The organism is Bradyrhizobium guangxiense, from assembly GCF_004114915.1.
GTDB lineage: Bacteria > Pseudomonadota > Alphaproteobacteria > Rhizobiales > Xanthobacteraceae > Bradyrhizobium > Bradyrhizobium guangxiense.
Window position 1 is genome coordinate 4,628,449 of record NZ_CP022219.1, and the last position, 16,079, is coordinate 4,644,527.

The 16,079-nt window shown below is 63.7% G+C and carries 17 protein-coding genes; 5 read left to right on the top strand and 12 right to left on the bottom strand.

Going from position 1 to position 16,079, the window contains the following annotated elements:
* Positions 1 to 6: 6 nt before the first annotated feature.
* The 4 genes from X268_RS22160 to X268_RS22175 form a co-directional block, all read right to left on the bottom strand.
* Positions 7 to 813 (bottom strand): SDR family NAD(P)-dependent oxidoreductase, encoded by an 807-nt coding sequence (locus tag X268_RS22160; RefSeq protein ID WP_128926888.1) that lies wholly within the window; start codon positions 811 to 813, stop codon positions 7 to 9.
* A gap of 23 nt (positions 814 to 836) precedes the next feature.
* Complete coding sequence (locus X268_RS22165; RefSeq protein ID WP_128926889.1) at positions 837 to 2,129, bottom strand: TRAP transporter large permease; 1,293 nt, start codon at positions 2,127 to 2,129, stop codon at positions 837 to 839.
* Positions 2,120 to 2,671, bottom strand: coding sequence for a TRAP transporter small permease (locus X268_RS22170; RefSeq protein WP_128926890.1), 552 nt, complete (start codon positions 2,669 to 2,671; stop codon positions 2,120 to 2,122). Before X268_RS22170 ends, X268_RS22165 begins: the two co-directional genes overlap by 10 nt.
* Positions 2,672 to 2,739: 68 nt before the next feature.
* Positions 2,740 to 3,711, bottom strand: coding sequence for a TRAP transporter substrate-binding protein (locus tag X268_RS22175; RefSeq protein ID WP_128926891.1), 972 nt, complete (start codon positions 3,709 to 3,711; stop codon positions 2,740 to 2,742).
* A gap of 293 nt (positions 3,712 to 4,004) precedes the next feature.
* Here X268_RS22175 and X268_RS22180 point away from each other — a divergent pair, with 293 nt between their 5' ends.
* Positions 4,005 to 4,781 carry a cyclase family protein gene (locus tag X268_RS22180; RefSeq protein ID WP_128926892.1) on the top strand — a complete coding sequence of 259 codons (777 nt, stop codon included), beginning with the start codon at positions 4,005 to 4,007 and terminating at the stop codon, positions 4,779 to 4,781.
* A gap of 36 nt (positions 4,782 to 4,817) precedes the next feature.
* Here the strand turns inward: X268_RS22180 and X268_RS22185 are convergent, their stop codons facing one another.
* From X268_RS22185 to X268_RS22190, 3 genes are all read right to left on the bottom strand, one after another.
* The gene (locus X268_RS22185; RefSeq protein WP_128926893.1) at positions 4,818 to 5,546 is read right to left on the bottom strand and encodes a Crp/Fnr family transcriptional regulator; all 729 of its coding nucleotides are present in this window, start codon (positions 5,544 to 5,546) and stop codon (positions 4,818 to 4,820) included.
* A gap of 277 nt (positions 5,547 to 5,823) precedes the next feature.
* On the bottom strand, positions 5,824 to 5,952 hold the full coding sequence (locus X268_RS40560) for a hypothetical protein (protein WP_283818303.1): 129 nt from the start codon (positions 5,950 to 5,952) through the stop codon (positions 5,824 to 5,826).
* 90 nt (positions 5,953 to 6,042) lie between these two features.
* Positions 6,043 to 6,756, bottom strand: a complete 714-nt coding sequence (locus X268_RS22190) for a helix-turn-helix domain-containing protein (RefSeq protein ID WP_128926894.1) — start codon at positions 6,754 to 6,756, stop codon at positions 6,043 to 6,045.
* Between the two features lie 154 nt (positions 6,757 to 6,910).
* Here X268_RS22190 and X268_RS22195 point away from each other — a divergent pair, with 154 nt between their 5' ends.
* Positions 6,911 to 7,228, top strand: coding sequence for a c-type cytochrome (locus tag X268_RS22195; RefSeq protein WP_128926895.1), 318 nt, complete (start codon positions 6,911 to 6,913; stop codon positions 7,226 to 7,228).
* A gap of 6 nt (positions 7,229 to 7,234) precedes the next feature.
* On the opposite strand, the gene X268_RS22200 is transcribed toward X268_RS22195, so the two are convergent.
* From X268_RS22200 to X268_RS22210, 3 genes are read right to left on the bottom strand one after another with little or no spacing between them, the layout of a single operon-like run.
* Positions 7,235 to 8,338 carry an ABC-type transport auxiliary lipoprotein family protein gene (locus X268_RS22200; protein WP_128926896.1) on the bottom strand — a complete coding sequence of 368 codons (1,104 nt, stop codon included), beginning with the start codon at positions 8,336 to 8,338 and terminating at the stop codon, positions 7,235 to 7,237.
* Between the two features lie 3 nt (positions 8,339 to 8,341).
* A complete protein-coding gene (locus X268_RS22205; protein ID WP_164937861.1) occupies positions 8,342 to 9,109 on the bottom strand; it encodes an ABC transporter ATP-binding protein in 768 nt (255 codons plus the stop codon).
* Positions 9,110 to 9,111: 2 nt separating this feature from the next.
* Entirely contained in the window at positions 9,112 to 10,248 is a 1,137-nt protein-coding gene (locus X268_RS22210; RefSeq protein ID WP_128926898.1) for an ABC transporter permease, read from the bottom strand.
* Between the two features lie 172 nt (positions 10,249 to 10,420).
* Between X268_RS22210 and X268_RS22215 the strand changes: the two genes are divergently transcribed.
* Both X268_RS22215 and X268_RS22220 read left to right on the top strand, forming a co-directional pair.
* On the top strand, positions 10,421 to 10,696 hold the full coding sequence (locus X268_RS22215; protein WP_128926899.1) for a hypothetical protein: 276 nt from the start codon (positions 10,421 to 10,423) through the stop codon (positions 10,694 to 10,696).
* Positions 10,697 to 11,197: a phage holin family protein gene (locus X268_RS22220; protein ID WP_128926900.1), complete on the top strand. Its 501-nt coding sequence runs from the start codon at positions 10,697 to 10,699 to the stop codon at positions 11,195 to 11,197. It begins immediately after the preceding gene.
* 115 nt (positions 11,198 to 11,312) lie between these two features.
* Here the strand turns inward: X268_RS22220 and X268_RS22225 are convergent, their stop codons facing one another.
* Both X268_RS22225 and X268_RS22230 read right to left on the bottom strand, forming a co-directional pair.
* Complete coding sequence (locus X268_RS22225; RefSeq protein WP_128926901.1) at positions 11,313 to 14,006, bottom strand: bifunctional acetate--CoA ligase family protein/GNAT family N-acetyltransferase; 2,694 nt, start codon at positions 14,004 to 14,006, stop codon at positions 11,313 to 11,315.
* A 65-nt stretch (positions 14,007 to 14,071) separates the two neighbouring features.
* A complete protein-coding gene (locus X268_RS22230; protein ID WP_128926902.1) occupies positions 14,072 to 14,911 on the bottom strand; it encodes a universal stress protein in 840 nt (279 codons plus the stop codon).
* Positions 14,912 to 15,086: 175 nt separating this feature from the next.
* Here X268_RS22230 and X268_RS22235 point away from each other — a divergent pair, with 175 nt between their 5' ends.
* Positions 15,087 to 16,070, top strand: a complete 984-nt coding sequence (locus tag X268_RS22235; RefSeq protein WP_128926903.1) for a zinc-dependent alcohol dehydrogenase family protein — start codon at positions 15,087 to 15,089, stop codon at positions 16,068 to 16,070.
* Positions 16,071 to 16,079 lie beyond the last annotated feature (9 nt).

A 16,079-nucleotide genomic window follows, 5' to 3' on the forward strand; every position in this document is an offset into this window, starting at 1 on the left:
CCCGCCCTATTTGTGCAGCTGGGTGAGACCGGTCGGCGGACCGTCGACGGCGGTCCAGCCGCCGTCGACGAACAGCGTGCTGCCGCTGACATAGCTTGCGGCGTCCGAAGCGAGATAGGCGACGGCGGTCGCGACCTCGTCGGCACTGCTCCAGCGGTTGAACACGGTGTGGCCCGCATAGAGATTGTAGATGTCGGGCCGTTGCTTGAACGGACCGGTGAGCGCGGTCTCGGCAATGCTGGGCGCGATCGCGTTGACGCGCACGCCGGCATGGCCGACCTCGGAGGCAAAGCCCTTCACCAGAAGGCCGATCGCCGCCTTGGTCGAGCCGTAGACGCCGAGGCCCGGCTCGATGGTCACCGCCCGCACCGAGGAGCAGGCGATGATGCTGCCGCCCTTCTGCGCGACCATGATGCGGCCGAAGGCCTGAAAGAAGAAGACGGTGCCCTTGACGTTGAGGCTCAGGACGCGATCGAGATCCTCCTCGGTGTAGTCGAGGATGGTCTTGCGGATGTTGAGCCCGGGTGTCGTCACCGCGATGTCGAGCCGCGGAAATTTCTGCATCACGGTCTTGGCCAGCGCATCGATGTCCGCAGCGCTCGCAGCGTCGCAGCTCGCTGCTTCCGCCCAGCCGCCCTTGTTGCGAATGCCGGCAGCAGTCGCTTCCGCCACTTCAAGCGCACGATCGGCGCAGACGATCCGGGCCCCGAGCCCGGCCAGCGCTTCGGCCGACGATTTGCCGATGCCCGATCCGGCGCCGAGGACCACAGCCGTCTTGCCGGTGAGATCGAAGAGCTTGCGATAGTCAGTCACGAACGGATTCTCCTGTATTGCCGCTATCCCTTGTAGCCCATCAACAGGCGCGGCAGCCACAGCGAGAACGCGGGGACGTAGGTCACGAACATCAGAGCTGCGATCAGCGCAGCGTAGAACGGCAGGATGGTGCGCATCACCGCGCCCACCGAGATGCCGCCGATGGCGCAGCCCACGAACTGCGTAGTTCCGACCGGCGGGGGGTTCAGCCCGAGGGCGCAGTTGATCAGCATCAGCATGCCGAACTGCACCGGGTCCATGCCCGCCTTCATCGCGATCGGCAGGAAGATCGGCGTGCAGATCAGGATGGTCGCAGCCATGTCCATGAACGTGCCGAGCACGAACAGGATGACGTTGATGAGCAAGAAGATCATCCAGGGTTGCGTCGACACCTTGCTCATCATTTCGCCGGCGAGGTCGGCAACCTCGTAAAGTCCCATCAGATATTGGAACATGGTGGAGACGCCGATCAGCAGCAGGACAACGCCTGTCGTCTTCACCGCCTTGGCGGCGGCGCGCAGGAAGTTGTTCCAGGTCATGGTGCGGTAGATGAAGAACGTCAGCAGCATCGTGTAGGTGACTGCGACGGCTGCAGATTCAGTTGCCGTGAAGACGCCGGACAGGATGCCGGCCAGGATGATGCCGACGATCAGAAGACCGGGCAGCGCGGCCGCGAACGAACGAAAAACCTCGGTCCAGCCAGGAAACTTGCCGGCCGGGTAGCCGCGCTTCACCGCGACGGCGTAAGCGGCGACCAGCATGCACACCATCAGCACGATCGCCGGCAGAAGGCCGGCAGCAATCAGCGCGCCGATCGAGACCTTGCCGCCGGCGGCGAGCGCATAGATGATCATGTTGTGACTGGTCGGCATCAAGGCTCCCACAAGCGACGCGTGGGTGGTGACGTTGACGGCGTAGTCGGTGTCGAAGCCTTCCTTCTTCATCATCGGGATCATCACCGCGCCCATCGCCGATACGTCGGCCACGGGCGAGCCGGAGACGCCACCGAACAGGGTGCAGGCGACCACGTTCGACATGCCGAGCCCGCCGCGGATGTGCCCGACGAGATTCTTGGCGAGTTGCACGATCTTGTCGGCGACGCCGCCATGCAGCATCAGCTCGCCGCTGAAGACGAAGAATGGAATCGCGAGGAAGGAGAAGATATTCATCCCCGACATCATCTGCTGGAAGATGACGGCGACCGGCAGCCCCTCATAGAGAATTGTGCAGATCGCCGAGAGGCCGATGGCAAAGGCAACGGGGACGCCGAGGATCAGGAAGCCGAAGAAGGTGGCGCCGAGGATGATCAACTCCATGAGGGGACGACCTCTTCGCGGCGCAGGAGAGCAATGATGTGCTCGATTGAAAAAGAGACGATCAGGACGCCGGAGGCGATCAGCGGCACGTAGCGGACGACCTCAGGCAGCCCGAGATTGGGGATCTTCACGGTTCCGACCGACGCTCCCAGTATCCAGCCATTATAGGCCATCGCGATGCCGAACACGGCGACCAGGACGTGGATCGCGAGCTCGATCTTCTCGCGCGCGTGGTCGGGAAGCATCACCAGCAGACTGTCCATGCCGATATGTCCGGCATCGCGCACGCCGACGGCGGCGCCGATCAGCGTGACATACAGGATCAGAACCAGTGCGAGGTTCTCCGTCCAGGTCGGACTGGAATTGAGCACGTAACGTCCGAACACCTGATAGAATACGATGACGACGATGACGAGCAGTCCGGTCACGGACAGATACATGCCGGCGCGCGCAACGGGGGCGTTGATCCGCGTCAGCAAGCCTGTCGACGGACGTGCTGCCGTGTCACCCTGCTCGTGACTTGCGACGTGTGGGTCTGTCATTCCCGCAGCTCCCTGCGCGGATCCGGTGTCGCCTCCGCGGCAACACCGGCCCCGATGCGATAATAGGCTTACTTGACGTCCTGGATGCGCTTGACGAGGCTCTGCAGCTTCTCGTCGCCGGCGAACTTCTGATATACCGGCTTCATCGCATCGACAAACTCAGCCTTGTTGGCGATCGTGACGACCTGCACGCCGGCGGCTTCGACGGTCTTGCGGGAGGCCTGCTCACGCTCGTCCCAGAGCTTGCGCATGACCGGCACGGACTCCTTGGCCGCCTTGCGGATCATCGCCTGATCCTCCTTGCTCAGCGTGTCCCAGACCTTCTTGGACATCACGAGGACTTCGGGTGCCAGGGAGTGCTCGGTGATGTTGTAGAACTTGGCGGCCTCGAAATGGCGCGACGATTCGTAGGAGGGCCAGTTGTTCTCGGCAGCATCCACCAGGCCGGTCTTGAGCGCGGTATAGACCTCGCCATACGGCATCGGCGTCGGGTTGGCGCCGAGGCTCTGGATCATGCCGACCCACAGGTCGGACTGCTGGACGCGGATCTTCAGGCCCTTGAGATCCGCGAGCGACTTGACCGGTGCCTTGACGGTGTAGATCGAGCGTGCGCCGCTGTCGTAATAGGCGAGGCCGACCAGGCCGGCGGGCTCCATCGCCGCCAGGATCTCGTCGCCGATCGGACCGTCAAGCACGGTGCGCATATGCTGCGTATCGCGGAACACGAAGGGCAGGCACAAAGCAATGGTTTCCGGCACGAAATTGTTGAGCGGCGATGCGTTGATCCGCATCATGTCGAGCGCACCGATCTTGAGCTGCTCGATGGTGTCCTTCTCCGAGCCCAGGGCTCCGTTGGGAAACACCTTGACGCCGAGCTTACCGCCGCTCGCCGTCGCGAGCTGCTTGCCCATGAACTTGACGGCCTCGACGGTCGGATAATCGGCAGGATGGACGTCGGCGGAGCGGAAGTCGCGAGCGGTCGCCAGGGGCGCCGAGAGCGCCAACGCGACGGCTGTGACGATACCGGTGAGTGTCTTCATCTGGGCGTTCCTCCGGGGTTGATTATGTCGTTGTCGGGCAGGCTGCAGCCGCCTTGGGTCGCTCCACTCCAGGTGTGCAGTCAAGCGCCAATGTCGTCCCTAGGGCGGGCGGCATTCTCTGTCCAAGCCAAATCCGGCATTGATCGATGCAACAGTTGCATCGATCAATTTGCCCCAATTCGTATCGTTGTGGAAGGCGGCGGGACCGCTTGCGTCGCCGGCACGTTACTTGACGCGGCCAATGGAAGCCCCGCAAGATATCCGAGACAGCGGACCATCTCGAAGGAATGCCCATGCCGCGGAAGCTGATCGATATCTCGGTGCCGCTCAAAAACGACGTGACGGCCGATCCGCCGGGCAACCATCCGACCATCCAGTATATCGATCACCAGCAGGGCCTGCCCCGCATGCTGCAATTCTTCGATGGGCTCAAGGCGCAGGATCTGCCTGATGGACAGGGCTGGGCCGTCGAACAGGTCACGCTCTCGACCCATAACGGCACGCATCTCGATGCGCCCTGGCATTTCCATCCGACCATGAACCGCGGCGAACGGTCATGGACGATCGACGAGGTCCCGCTGGAATGGTGCTTTCAGCCCGGCGTGAAGCTCGACTTCCGGCATCTGCCGGACGGCTACGTGGCGGGCGCCGAGGACGTCGAGAAGGAGCTGAAGCGCATCGGGCACACGCTTTCGCCGCTGGAGATCGTCGTCGTCAACACCAGCGCCGGCGCGAAGTTCGGCAAGGCCGACTACGTCAATTCCGGCTGCGGTATGGGCTATGAAGCCACTATGTACCTGCTCGAACGCGGCGTGCGGCTGACCGGCACCGACGGCTGGAGCTGGGATGCGCCGTTTGTCTACACAGCGAAGAGATATGCAGAAACGAAGAATGCCGGCCTGATCTGGGAGGGTCACAAGGCGGGACGGCACATCGGCTACTGCCATCTCGAGAAGTTGCATAGTCTCGACCAGTTGCCCTCGACCGGGTTCACGGTCTCGTGCTTCCCGGTGAAGATCGAACGTGCCTCGGCGGGCTGGACCCGCGCGGTCGCCATCATCGATAGCTAGAGCGTGATAAGATCAGGCTGATCGTTGCAACGGAGGTCACGCGCCGTCGAGACCGCTCTCGGCGAGTTCGCGCAGCGCGTCGATATCCAGCACGACGATGGCGCCGTGCTCGAGACGAACCCAGTTGCGGCCGGCCCAGGCGCGCAATTGCTTGTTGATGCTCTCGCGCGTCATTCCGACCATCTCGCTGATCTCCTGCTGAGTGATGGCGAGCGTGCCGCTCCCGGAGTCGAGCTTGCGCTCCTCCGTGAGACCGAGCAGCGCGCTCGCGAGCCGGCCCGGCAGATTTTGCAGGATCACCTGCTCGACCTGCTGGCTGGTCCAGCGCAGGCGCGCACAGAGCAGCTCGATGAACTTCATCGCCAGCGCCGGCTGGCTCTTCACGAACGGCAGGAAGTCCCGGCGATCGATGACGTAGAGCTCGCAATTGGTGTTGGCGGTCGCATCGGCCGACCTCGGCGCGCCGTCGAGCACCGCGATCTCTCCGAATATCTCTCCGGGACCGATCAGGTTGAGAATGGCGTTCCGCCCATCCGGCGAGGAGGAGGAGATCTTGACCGTCCCGGAGATCACCGCGAACAGATTGTTGCCGGGATCGCCCTTGGCGGCGATCGTCGCGCCGCGCTTGACGGTGGTGTGCTTGGCGTAGCGGCAGAGCTGATCGAGCGCCTCCGGCTCCAGATCCGCGAAGATCGGGTGCTTGCGCAGGACCGATAGTTTGTTGCCCGCCGACTGTCGGGGGTCGCCGGTCTTGTCCTGAGGCACGCCGCGGGGCTCCTAAGACTGCGAGGCACTGAAGTTCCTGCGTAGTCAACGTTACCAGGGTTTTCAACCGGAAAGCACGCCCGCGATTTAAGGCAAATGCCGCGAAAAAGCCGCGGTCGAGCCGGGAATCCGCATCCAAAGGATGCGCCGATAGGTTTCGCACGATGCAGAGTTGCAGGCATCGCAAGTCATGTTGCGTTGAGACGCTAACGTACGGCGGCCGCCGGGATGAGCGTCCGCCGTCGGTTTGTCTGAACGTGCTAAGGCCTCGAAGACTTCAGCCTTTGGAATCCGGATCGAGCCGACCTGCGCTGGTTTGCCGATCCGCCCAGACGAGAGCAGCGGCGAATGCGACGAAGATCGCAACGACGACAACAGTCACCAGCAACGCGTCCGCAGGCATCATGCTCCTCCCAATAGTTCGTGGCATTATTTGCTGCAGCCGGACGGCGTCATTGATCGAGATCAAAAACGGCAAGGCACTGCGGACGGAAGCTCAGGCTGCGGCCAACGCCTCGGCGCGGGCAGGATCGAGCAGGCTGATGCCGCCATGAATGATCTCGATCACGCCGTGACGCTCCAGTTTGGTGAAGGTGCGGCTGACGGTTTCGATGGTCAGACCGAGATAGTCAGCGATGTCCTGACGGCTCATCGGAAGCGGGACCGTGTCGGACAACCCCTTGAGCGCGACCAGCCGTTCACGCCAGCCGAGCAAGAAGGTCGCGACTTTCTCGTCAGCCGAGCGGCGGCCGAGCAGGACCATATGGTCCCGTGCCTGGCCCAACTCGCGAATGGCCAGCTCGTTGATCCGCTTGAGCAGCTGCGGCCGGTCTTCGATGAAACGGCCGAAGGGCGCCTTGGCGAACTGGCACACGATCACCACGCCGATTGCATCGGCCGAAAAATTGTGCCGGCCGGAAAGGTTCATCCCCAGGAAATCGCCGGGCAAGGCAAAGCCGACGATCTGCCGCCGGCCGTCGGGCAGCAGCTTGTACAGCCGCATGACGCCTTCGAGGACGTTGTAGAAGGAGGTCGTGATGTCCTCCTCTGAGAACACGGTCTCGCCAACGTCGAAACGAACGCGACGTCCGAGATGCTCGAACTCTCTGAGCTCGGCTGCATCCAGCGACGAGCAAACCGCCGCTCCGCGTACGGCGCAATCGTTGCAGAAGTGCCCGTTCGGCTCGATCGTGACCACGGAAGGCTTCATCCACCGCTCCTAGCGTCGGTCCAGCTCCGCCCCCCGGCCGAGTCCGCCACGCGGCTGCATTTTACTGCACCGCGCCAAAGCCAATTGACTCAGATCAAATTTGAGTGGCATCCCCATCATATTCTGCCTCCGGACTTCGACGGGATCACTTTCCATGCTGCAAGGCGCCCTGCGTCACGGCCTGATTGGGCTGCTTCTGATTACGCCCGCACTGGCGGCCCCCAGCGCCGAACAACGCGGCAAGGCCTTTGCTCGGGCCAATTGCGCACGCTGTCACGCGATCGACCGGGCCTCCCGCAGCTCGCTGGAGGGCGCTCCCCCGCTCCGCACTCTGCATCTGCGTTATCCGATCGAGACCCTTGGTGAAGCGCTGGCCGAAGGGATCTACACTGGTCACGCCGACATGCCGGCCTTCGAGCTCAGTCCGGACCAGATCCACGACCTGCTGTCCTACCTGAAGACGCTGGAATAGACGGCGTCATACCGCCTGCACGGTCCACCCGATCAGCTCCTTGACGATGCGCGCGAAAGCCGCGTCGAAGGCCGCGACCGAAGCGGCTGGTTCGACCTTGTCGAGCTTTTCGCTGGTCTCGACCAGGCGCGAGGCCACCACCTTGCCGGCCTTGTCGACGATCCGGGCCGACAGTCCGATCTCGACCTTTGCTTCCCCCTCCGTCGCGATCCGAAAGCGCCTGATGTCGATCAGGAGCTGGTAATCCGCTTGACCGAGATCGCTCGTGCGCAGCGGGGCGTGAGCGATGTCGTAATTCTCGAAACTGTCGATCAAGCGCGCCTGCATCAGTTTCGGAATGCTATCGGCCCAGAGGAAGTCGGCAAAGCCCGGCCTGTCCCCGACGGGCGCGAACAGCATGCGCTGGGTCTGCAGCATTGCAACCGCGCTCGGCTCGGGAATGGCCAGTGACGTGGAGAGCGTCTTGCCGGCGGGGCCGAGATTTTGCGGCGCGTGCAGGTCGTAGGTGACCTTTTGCGCAGGAGCGCCGCCGCCGGTCATCTTCTCCAGACCGGCCAGAATGCCATCGATCTTGCCGGTGTTGCGCGCGAGCCCGTCGGAGAAGGTCTTGAAGTTCGCGATGGTGTCCTTGAGCGGGCCGGAATTGTCCTGCAGCACCGTATCGCCCCGCCGCAGCGCATCGCGCGCCGCCTGCGTCATGCTCTGACCGGCGCCGGCCTCAGCGATCAAGGTCAGCGGCTCGCCGGATTTGGCGACGACCATACCGCCCTCGAGCGTCACCACCGGCACGCCGGTCAGGCCCTGGAATTCGAGACCGACCTTGGTATCGGAACGGACCGGCGTGGCCGTCGCAACGGAAATCGTCGCATTAACGAAGCGCGGGTTGTCCGGCGCGAGCCCGAGCTGGGTTACCTCACCGACACGAATGCCATTGAACAGCACGCCGGCGCCGACCAGCAAGCCCGGCACCGGGCCCTGGAATTGCACGTGGTAGTTCGTGCGCGGCCCGATCCCGCCGGTGTTGTTCAGCCAATAGACGAAGCCGAACACCGCAAGGATCGCGGCCAGCACGAAACTGCCGATCAGCACGTAGGGAGCGCGGGTTTCCATGTCTCATCTCATCTCGTGTTGCAGCATCTGCGAGCGCTTGCCGTGGAAATAGGCGCGCACCCAGGGATGTTCGGATTGCAGCAATTCGCGCATCGGGCCGATCGCCACGATCTGGCCGTCGGCGAGCGCGGCGACGCGGTCGCAGACCGTGGTCAGGCTCGCAAGATCGTGGGTCACCATGAACACGGTCAGCCCCAGCGTCTTTTGCAGCGTCTTGATCAGCACATCGAAATCGCCGGCGGCAATCGGATCGAGGCCCGAGGTCGGCTCGTCCAGGAACAAGATCGGCGGATCAAGTGCGAGCGCGCGCGCCAGCGCCACGCGCTTGGTCATGCCGCCGGACAGCTCCGCTGGATATTTGTCGGCGTCCTCGGCACGCAAGCCCACCATTTCGAGTTTGGCGATCGCGATCTCGTCCATCAGCTCCTGCGACAGGACCAGATTTTCGCGCAAGGGAAACTGCACGTTCTGGCGGACCGTCAGCGAGGAGAACAATGCGCCCTGCTGGAACAGGATGCCCCACGTCGTGGCCGCGCCTCGACCGTGACCGCCGGTCGGTTGCCCCATGACCTCGATGGTCCCGCTCCGACGCGGGATGAGGCCGATGATGGTCCGCATCAGCACCGACTTGCCGCCGCCGGACGCCCCCACCAGCCCGAGGATCTCGCCTCGGCGGACGTCGAGCGACAGATGGTCGAGCACGGTCTGGCGACCGAAGCCGACCACGAGGTTGCGGACGCGAATCGCGAACTGGTCCTGCGATACGTCCATCGTCACATTCCGATCGAGGCAAAGAAGACCGCGAACAGGCCGTCAAGCACGATCACCAGGAATATCGACTTCACCACCGACGTCGTGGTCTGCCGCCCGAGCGACTCCGCGCTGCCCTTGACGCGCAGTCCCTCGCTGCAGGCCACGATCCCGATCACCAGCGCCATGAACGGCGCCTTCAGGATGCCCACCTCGAAATGCGTGACGGAGATTGCCTCGTGCAGCCGCGCGATGTAGATCGCCGGCCCCATGTCGCCATAGAACTGCGCGACGAGCCCGCCGCCATAGAGCGCGGCAATCGAGCCGATGAAGGTGAGGATCGGCAGCGCAATGACCAGGGCCGCGACGCGCGGCAGGATCAAGACGTCGACGGGATCGAGCCCCATGGTCGAGAGCGCATCGATCTCCTCGCGCATCTTCATCGAGCCGAGCTCGGCCGTGTAGGCGCTTCCCGACCGACCGGCGACCATGATGGCGACGATCAGCACGCCGAGTTCACGCAGCACCAGGATGCCGACCATGTCGACAGTGTAGGACTCCGCGCCGAATCTGCGGAAATGGAAGAAGCCCTGCTGCGCGATGATGGCGCCGATCAGGAAGGTGATCAGCGCGACGATGGGGATCGCCTGCCATCCGATGCGGTAGAGCTGATACACCAGCGAGGTCAGCCGCAGCGAAGCTGGCCGGCGCAGCACGCCGACTATGGCCATGAACAATGCGCCGAGCATCTGGAGGAAGATCGTGATGTCCTCCCGCGCACCGAGCGTGGACTTGCCGAGATCGCCGAGCCTTGCCAGAATCGGATTGGGCGCAACCGTCGGCGCGTGTGTGTGGCGGTTGACCTGGCGCACCTCATCCATCAGCCCGCTGAAGTGATCGGCGACGCCGACGAATTCAGCCGATCTGCCCGACGACGCGGCCCTGCGCGACAGTTTCTCCAGCACCCAGGCGCCGAGCGTGTCGAGCGCACTGACGCCCGACATGTCCAGCGTGACGACACGCGACCGATCGACGTCGGCTCCGACCGACCGGGACAAGTTTTCCAACGTTACCACATTCGCGGCGGTCCAGGGCCCTTCGGGGCGCAAGTTCAGCACGTCGCCGGACGGCGTCGCGAGCAACAGCGGTTCGTGGTTCACGCTTCCACCTCATCGGGGCAATTGGCCCCCATTCATTCGGTATTTCTAGGCCGGCATATGGCGGCCGGCTTGACCTGTCTCAAAACCCTGGACCATGCCGCGGATTGACGCAAATCAAGCGCGATCGCGCGCGCGGGTCCTAGGCTTGTTTTTGTTCAATGGGGATATATCCATGTTCGACAGTGACAGCATGAGCGAAGAACTGCACGCACTGAAGGTCGACGTCACGCGCTTGCTGAGCACCGCCGGCGAGGAGGCGTTCGAGAGCTCGAAAGACCGCGCCGAGGCGCTCGCTGGTCAGATTCGGGCCGCGCTGACCGAGCTCGGCGAGACTGTCGAGGAAGAGCAGGAGCAGCTTCAGGGGCTCATTGCGGACCGTCCGATCACATCACTCGCCTCCGCCTTCGCGCTCGGCGTGGTCGTCGGCTTCATGCTGAGGAGACACTAGGTGAATACCGAGAACATCGTCAAACACCTGCGCGTGCTGTGGCGCACCGACAGAATCATCGCGGACATCAGGCTGCGCCATCTGCTGGTCGGCCTCGGCTTGCGCGCCTTTGCGGCCCTGATCGCAGCGTTCGGGCTTCTGATGCTGGAACTATCGGCCTATTTCGCGCTGGTGCAGATCTGGAGTGCAATCGCCGCGGCGGCCATTCTCGGCGCCGTCAATTTTGCCATCGCGGCCACTCTCTTTCTGATTGCCGGCCGCGCTCCGTCAGGCCGTGACATCGAGCTCGCCAACGAAATTCACGATTCCTCCATCGAAGCACTTCAGCTCGAGGCACGCGCGCTCCAGGCCGAGGTGTCGGGCGCGGTGCATCATCCGCTCAGTACGATCGTGCCGGTGCTGGTGCCGTTGATCGCGATCATCGTCAAGAATTTGCGGACGGCGGCCAAGACATCCGCCAAGACATCCGCCGCGGCAAGCTCGGCCGAAGCGCGCCCCTAAAGCCCGATGAGACTGGGTGAATCGTCATCGCGCTTTAGGTCGTTGTTTGCGCATGATCTCTATCTTTGCGGAAAACCGCTTCGCACTTTTCCGGATCATGCTCTAGCGGACGCGCTCAGAGCTTCAACCTGACATCGCAGATATCAGGCTCGGTCGAATCCGGCTTGACCTCGAAGCCGAGGTGCCGGCACAGTTCGAGCATCACCGTATTCTCCTTCAGAACGTCGCCCGATATGACTTTCAGCCCTTCCGACTTGGCGTAGTTGATGATGAGCTGCATGAGGGCCAAGCCGAGCCCCCTGCCCTTGAGATCGGACCGCAGCAGGATGGCGTATTCGCCGCGCTCATAGACCGAATCCGAATGCAGCCGGACCACGCCAACCATTTCGCCGGAGGCCTCGTCGAACGCGATGAAGGCCATCGCCCGCGCATAGTCGAGCTGGGTCAGGCGCGCGATGAACTCGTGGGTAAACTCCTTCATCGGCGCGAAGAAGCGCAGGCGAAGATCGTGCGGGGTGACATGACGCAGGAATTCGTGGATGGTCGGCTCGTCCTCGGGGCGCATGGGCCGCACGAAGATACGCCAGTCATCCTTGATCTTGAGGCGGCGCTCCCATTGCGATGGATAGGCGCGAACCGCGAAATTGGCCGGGCCGGAGCCGACAAACTTCCGTTGCGGCGGCCCGACCGCAACGCGGGCGTCGACCGCGGTCACGCCGGTTTCGTCCGCCAGCAGCGGATTGATGTCGAATTCGTGGATTTCCGGAATATCGGCGGCCATCTGCGCCAGCTTGACCAGCACCATGGCCACCGCGTCTTGCTTGACCGCGGGCACATCCCGATAGGCCTTCAGCAGCCGCGATACACGCGTGCGGTCGATCAAATCGCGGGCGAGCTGCAAATCCAGCGGCGGCAGCGCAAGCGCTTTGTCGTTGATGATCTCCACCGCCGTGCCGCCACGGCCGAACACCACGACGGTGCCGAAAGTGGGATCGTCGGCGAGGCCCAGGATCAGCTCGCGCGCTTTCGCCTTGACCACCATGGCCTGGACGATGACACCGCCGATGCGAGCCTCGGGCCGCAGCTTTCTTGCCCGCGCGAGAATGTCGGAAGCCGCCGCCCGCACGGCCTCCGGCGTCGTCAGATTGAGCATAACGCCGCCGACATCGGATTTGTGGATGATATCCCGCGACAGGATCTTCAGCACGACGGTGCCGCCCTGTGCGAAAATGTCCTTCGCATAGGTCACCGCCTGCTCGACGTCGGTTGCCGCATAGGTCGGCACCATCGCGATGTCGTAGGCTTCGAGCAGATGCTTGATCTCGACCGGCTCGAGCCATTGGCGGCCATCCGCGATCGCGGCGGGAACGATCTCCCTTGCCCCCTGGGCGTCCGGAACGAAAGTATCGGGCATCGCGGGGGGAACCTGGCTCAGCTCCTCCACCACTTCGCGGTGCCGGACCAGATGCATGAAGCCGCGCACCGCATCATCCTCAGTCGGATAGTTCGGCATGCCGGCACCGGAAAGTGCCTGAATGATGGGCTGATCGGCCCCGACCCAAGCCGCCAGCACCGGCTTGGCCCATCGGTGGTGCTGCTCGCGATATTTGCCGACAAGCTCCGTCACGGTGGTGGCGATATCGGCCGCAGAGGCAATGGCTGTCTGCACGTTGAGGACCAGGACCGCGTCGTTGTCGCGATCGGCGAGCAGTTCCTGCAGCGCCGCCGCGTAGCGCGGGGCGTCGGCGTCGCCCACGATGTCGACGGGATTTGCACCGGACCAGGTCGGCGGCAGTGCGGCATCGAGCTTCTTGCGCACTTCGGCCGAGATGGTTGCCGGAATTCCGCCGAGTTCGACCAATCGATCGACTGCGAGGACTCCGATGCCGCCACCGTTGGTCAGGATGGCGAGACGCTTTCCGGCCGGGGATTCAACGCGCCCAAGCGTCTCGGCACAATCGAACAGCTCGCGCAGATCTGACACCCGCAGCACACCCGCCCGGCGGAATGCGGCGTCGTAGACGGCGTCGGCACCAGCGAGCGCGCCGGTATGGGTGGCCGCTGCCTTCGCGCCCTGCGCCATGCGGCCGGACTTCACCACGACGACAGGCTTCACGCGCGCGGCGGCACGCGCTGCCGACATGAACTTGCGCGCGTCCTTGATGGACTCGATATAGAGCAGGATCGCCCGCGTTTTGTGATCCATGGCGAAATGGTCAAGTAAATCGGCAATATCGACGTCGATCTGATCGCCGATCGAGACGATGCCGGAGAAGCCGACGCCACGCTGCGCAGCCCAGTCGACCATGCCGGCCGCGATCGCACCCGATTGCGAGATCAGTGCGAGGTTGCCCGCCCCCGGCATATGCGCGGCGAAGCTGGCATTGAGGCTCACGCCGGGTATCATGATCCCGAGGCAGTTCGGTCCGATCAGCCGCATGCCGTATTTGCGGGCAGCCGTGCTCGCGGCCTCGTGCAGAGATCCCGGCCCCTGGCCGAGCCCGGCCGACACTATCAGGGCGCCCGCGGAGCCGCGACGGCCGGCCTGGTCGATAATTCCTGGAATCTCGCCTGCCGGAGCAGTGATGACGACGAGCTCGGGCACGAAGTCCAGCCTGTCCAGGTGCTTCACCGCTGCGAAGCCACCAATCTCGGCATGCCGCGGGTTGACCAGGCCGAACTGCCCCTTGAATTCGGCCTTACGAATGTTGTCCAGGACGGCGCGCCCCACGGAGGCCGGACGGGCGCTCGCCCCAACGAGCGCGACCGAACGCGGAGACAGCAGGTTGTTCAGACGATAGGTGGACATGAAAGCAAATGCGCCGGGTCCGTGGCGGTTCCGATGGTTGACGATCAGGCCTGAAAGTAGAGAGCCTAGTGTGAGATCATAACCCAGCACGGTGGCTGGCCAATGACGGTCTTTGTCACACCGCCCCAGACGATCTCGTTCAGGCGCGAATGATGGTAGGCCCCCATCACGATGGCATCAATGCCATGGGATTTCGCCCAGCTTGCCAAGATCTTGCCGACCGAGCTGCCGCGGCTTTCGGTGGTTTCGAACGCGGCATAGACCCCGTGTTCCCGCAGGTGGTCGACGAGAGCCGTTCCGGATTGTACGACCGCATCCGTCTTGTCCTCCGCCACGGTCAACACTCGGACCGAGCTGGCAGCCTGAAGAAACGGCAACGCATCGCCCACCGCTCGCGCCGCACGCGCGGAGTGATCCCAGGCGATCATGACGTTCTCGAATTCGGGCAGAAGCTCGTCCGCAAGATGTTCCGGACAGAGCAGCAGCGGCCGGCCGGATCCGAACAGGAAGGCTTCGACAATGCGCTCCGTTCGGCTGTCGTGCGGCTTCACGGGAAGCAGCGTGAGATCGCTGAAACGGGCGTGCTCGGCCAGAATCGCTGCGATCTGGTCTGCCGGCACCTTGCCCGTTCGGCTCTGGGCGCGAATGTTGGCGCGGGACGCCGCATTGGTGAATGCGTTCAGGAGCTGCTGCAGATCGTTCGTCTCACGCGACCTGCCGACATCAGCCGAATCGCGATCGTCGAGCAGCATCACTTTCGGTCGCTCGAAAACCTCCTCCTCGAGCGCGAGCGCCGTGATCCTGGCGCCGAGGTCGGCGGCGACGCTCACACATTTTTCGATCGCAACCAAGGCCGGCCCATGCGGCTGGCCGACAAGCGGCAGAAAGACATCCTTGATGGGCATCGGGATTCTCCTTGGCCGCCACAATAGGCTGGCTTTCATCGAGACAGTTGATCCTCGTCAAGCCAAGGGAACCCGGTCCGCTCGACCGGGAACTCGCGTTGACCGACGTCAAGGACTGGTCGCTCTGCTACTCTATGAATAACTTCAGTCGGAGCGGTTCGCCCCGGAGAGACTCATGCGTGCGATGGTGTTGCCGGCCCCGCGAACGCGGCTCCAGATGGAGGAGCGGCCTGACCCGATACCCGGCGCGGGTCAGCTGCGGGTGAAAATCGGCGCCTGCGGCGTATGCCGGACCGATCTTCACCTCGTCGATGCCGAACTGCCCGATATCCGTTATCCGATCGTGCCTGGCCACGAGATCGTCGGCCGGGTCGATCTCGTGGGCCCGAATGTGGCAACGCATGCGCCCGGTGATCGCGTCGGTATTCCCTGGCTCGGCTTCACCTGCGGACATTGTCGCTTCTGCCGGGAGGGCATGGAGAACCTGTGTGACGCACCGCTGTTCACCGGCTACACGCGCGACGGCGGCTACGCGACCCACACCATCGCTGACGCACGCTACGCTTTTCCCCTCGGGGAGGCCGGCAACGACGTGGAGATTGCTCCTCTGCTATGCGCGGGACTGATTGGCTGGCGCTCGCTGGTGCTAGCCGGCCCGGCCGACCGGCTCCGCCTCTATGGTTTCGGCGCGGCCGGCCACATCATTGCGCAAGTCGCGGTCTGGCAGGGACGATCCGTCTACGCATTCACGCGGCGTGGCGACGCCGCAGCGCAGGATCTTGCACGTCGCCTCGGCGCCGTGTGGGCGGGGGCATCGGACGAGGAGCCTGACGAGCCGCTCGATGCCGCCATCATCTACGCGCCGGCCGGCCAGCTTGTCCCGGCCGCGCTGCGCGCCGTACGCAAAGGCGGTCGCGTCGTATGCGCCGGGATCCACATGACCGACATTCCAAGCTTTCCGTATGATCTGCTCTGGCAGGAACGCCAGCTTATCTCGGTGGCCAATCTGACCCGGCAGGATGGCCTCGATTTTCTCAAGATCGCTCCACAAGCCGGCGTGCGCGCCGAAACGACCGCATTTCCCCTCGAGCAGGCCAATGAAGTTCTGACCATGCTGCGGGCGGGTCAGATTCTCGGCACGGCCGTGCTGACGCCCTGATGGTGCTTT

What these genes read in the sequence shown, in the direction of transcription:
- X268_RS22165 (WP_128926889.1), bottom strand. Translation starts at nt 2,129, where the DNA reads ATGGAGTTGATCATCCTCGGCGCCACCTTCTTCGGCTTCCTGATCCTC.
- X268_RS22170 (WP_128926890.1), bottom strand. Translation starts at nt 2,671, where the DNA reads ATGACAGACCCACACGTCGCAAGTCACGAGCAGGGTGACACGGCAGCA.
- X268_RS22175 (WP_128926891.1), bottom strand. Translation starts at nt 3,711, where the DNA reads ATGAAGACACTCACCGGTATCGTCACAGCCGTCGCGTTGGCGCTCTCG.
- X268_RS22180 (WP_128926892.1), top strand. Translation starts at nt 4,005, where the DNA reads ATGCCGCGGAAGCTGATCGATATCTCGGTGCCGCTCAAAAACGACGTG.
- X268_RS40560 (WP_283818303.1), bottom strand. Translation starts at nt 5,952, where the DNA reads ATGATGCCTGCGGACGCGTTGCTGGTGACTGTTGTCGTCGTTGCGATC.
- X268_RS22190 (WP_128926894.1), bottom strand. Translation starts at nt 6,756, where the DNA reads ATGAAGCCTTCCGTGGTCACGATCGAGCCGAACGGGCACTTCTGCAAC.
- X268_RS22195 (WP_128926895.1), top strand. Translation starts at nt 6,911, where the DNA reads ATGCTGCAAGGCGCCCTGCGTCACGGCCTGATTGGGCTGCTTCTGATT.
- X268_RS22200 (WP_128926896.1), bottom strand. Translation starts at nt 8,338, where the DNA reads ATGGAAACCCGCGCTCCCTACGTGCTGATCGGCAGTTTCGTGCTGGCC.
- X268_RS22205 (WP_164937861.1), bottom strand. Translation starts at nt 9,109, where the DNA reads ATGGACGTATCGCAGGACCAGTTCGCGATTCGCGTCCGCAACCTCGTG.
- X268_RS22215 (WP_128926899.1), top strand. Translation starts at nt 10,421, where the DNA reads ATGTTCGACAGTGACAGCATGAGCGAAGAACTGCACGCACTGAAGGTC.
- X268_RS22225 (WP_128926901.1), bottom strand. Translation starts at nt 14,006, where the DNA reads ATGTCCACCTATCGTCTGAACAACCTGCTGTCTCCGCGTTCGGTCGCG.
- X268_RS22230 (WP_128926902.1), bottom strand. Translation starts at nt 14,911, where the DNA reads ATGCCCATCAAGGATGTCTTTCTGCCGCTTGTCGGCCAGCCGCATGGG.
- X268_RS22235 (WP_128926903.1), top strand. Translation starts at nt 15,087, where the DNA reads ATGCGTGCGATGGTGTTGCCGGCCCCGCGAACGCGGCTCCAGATGGAG.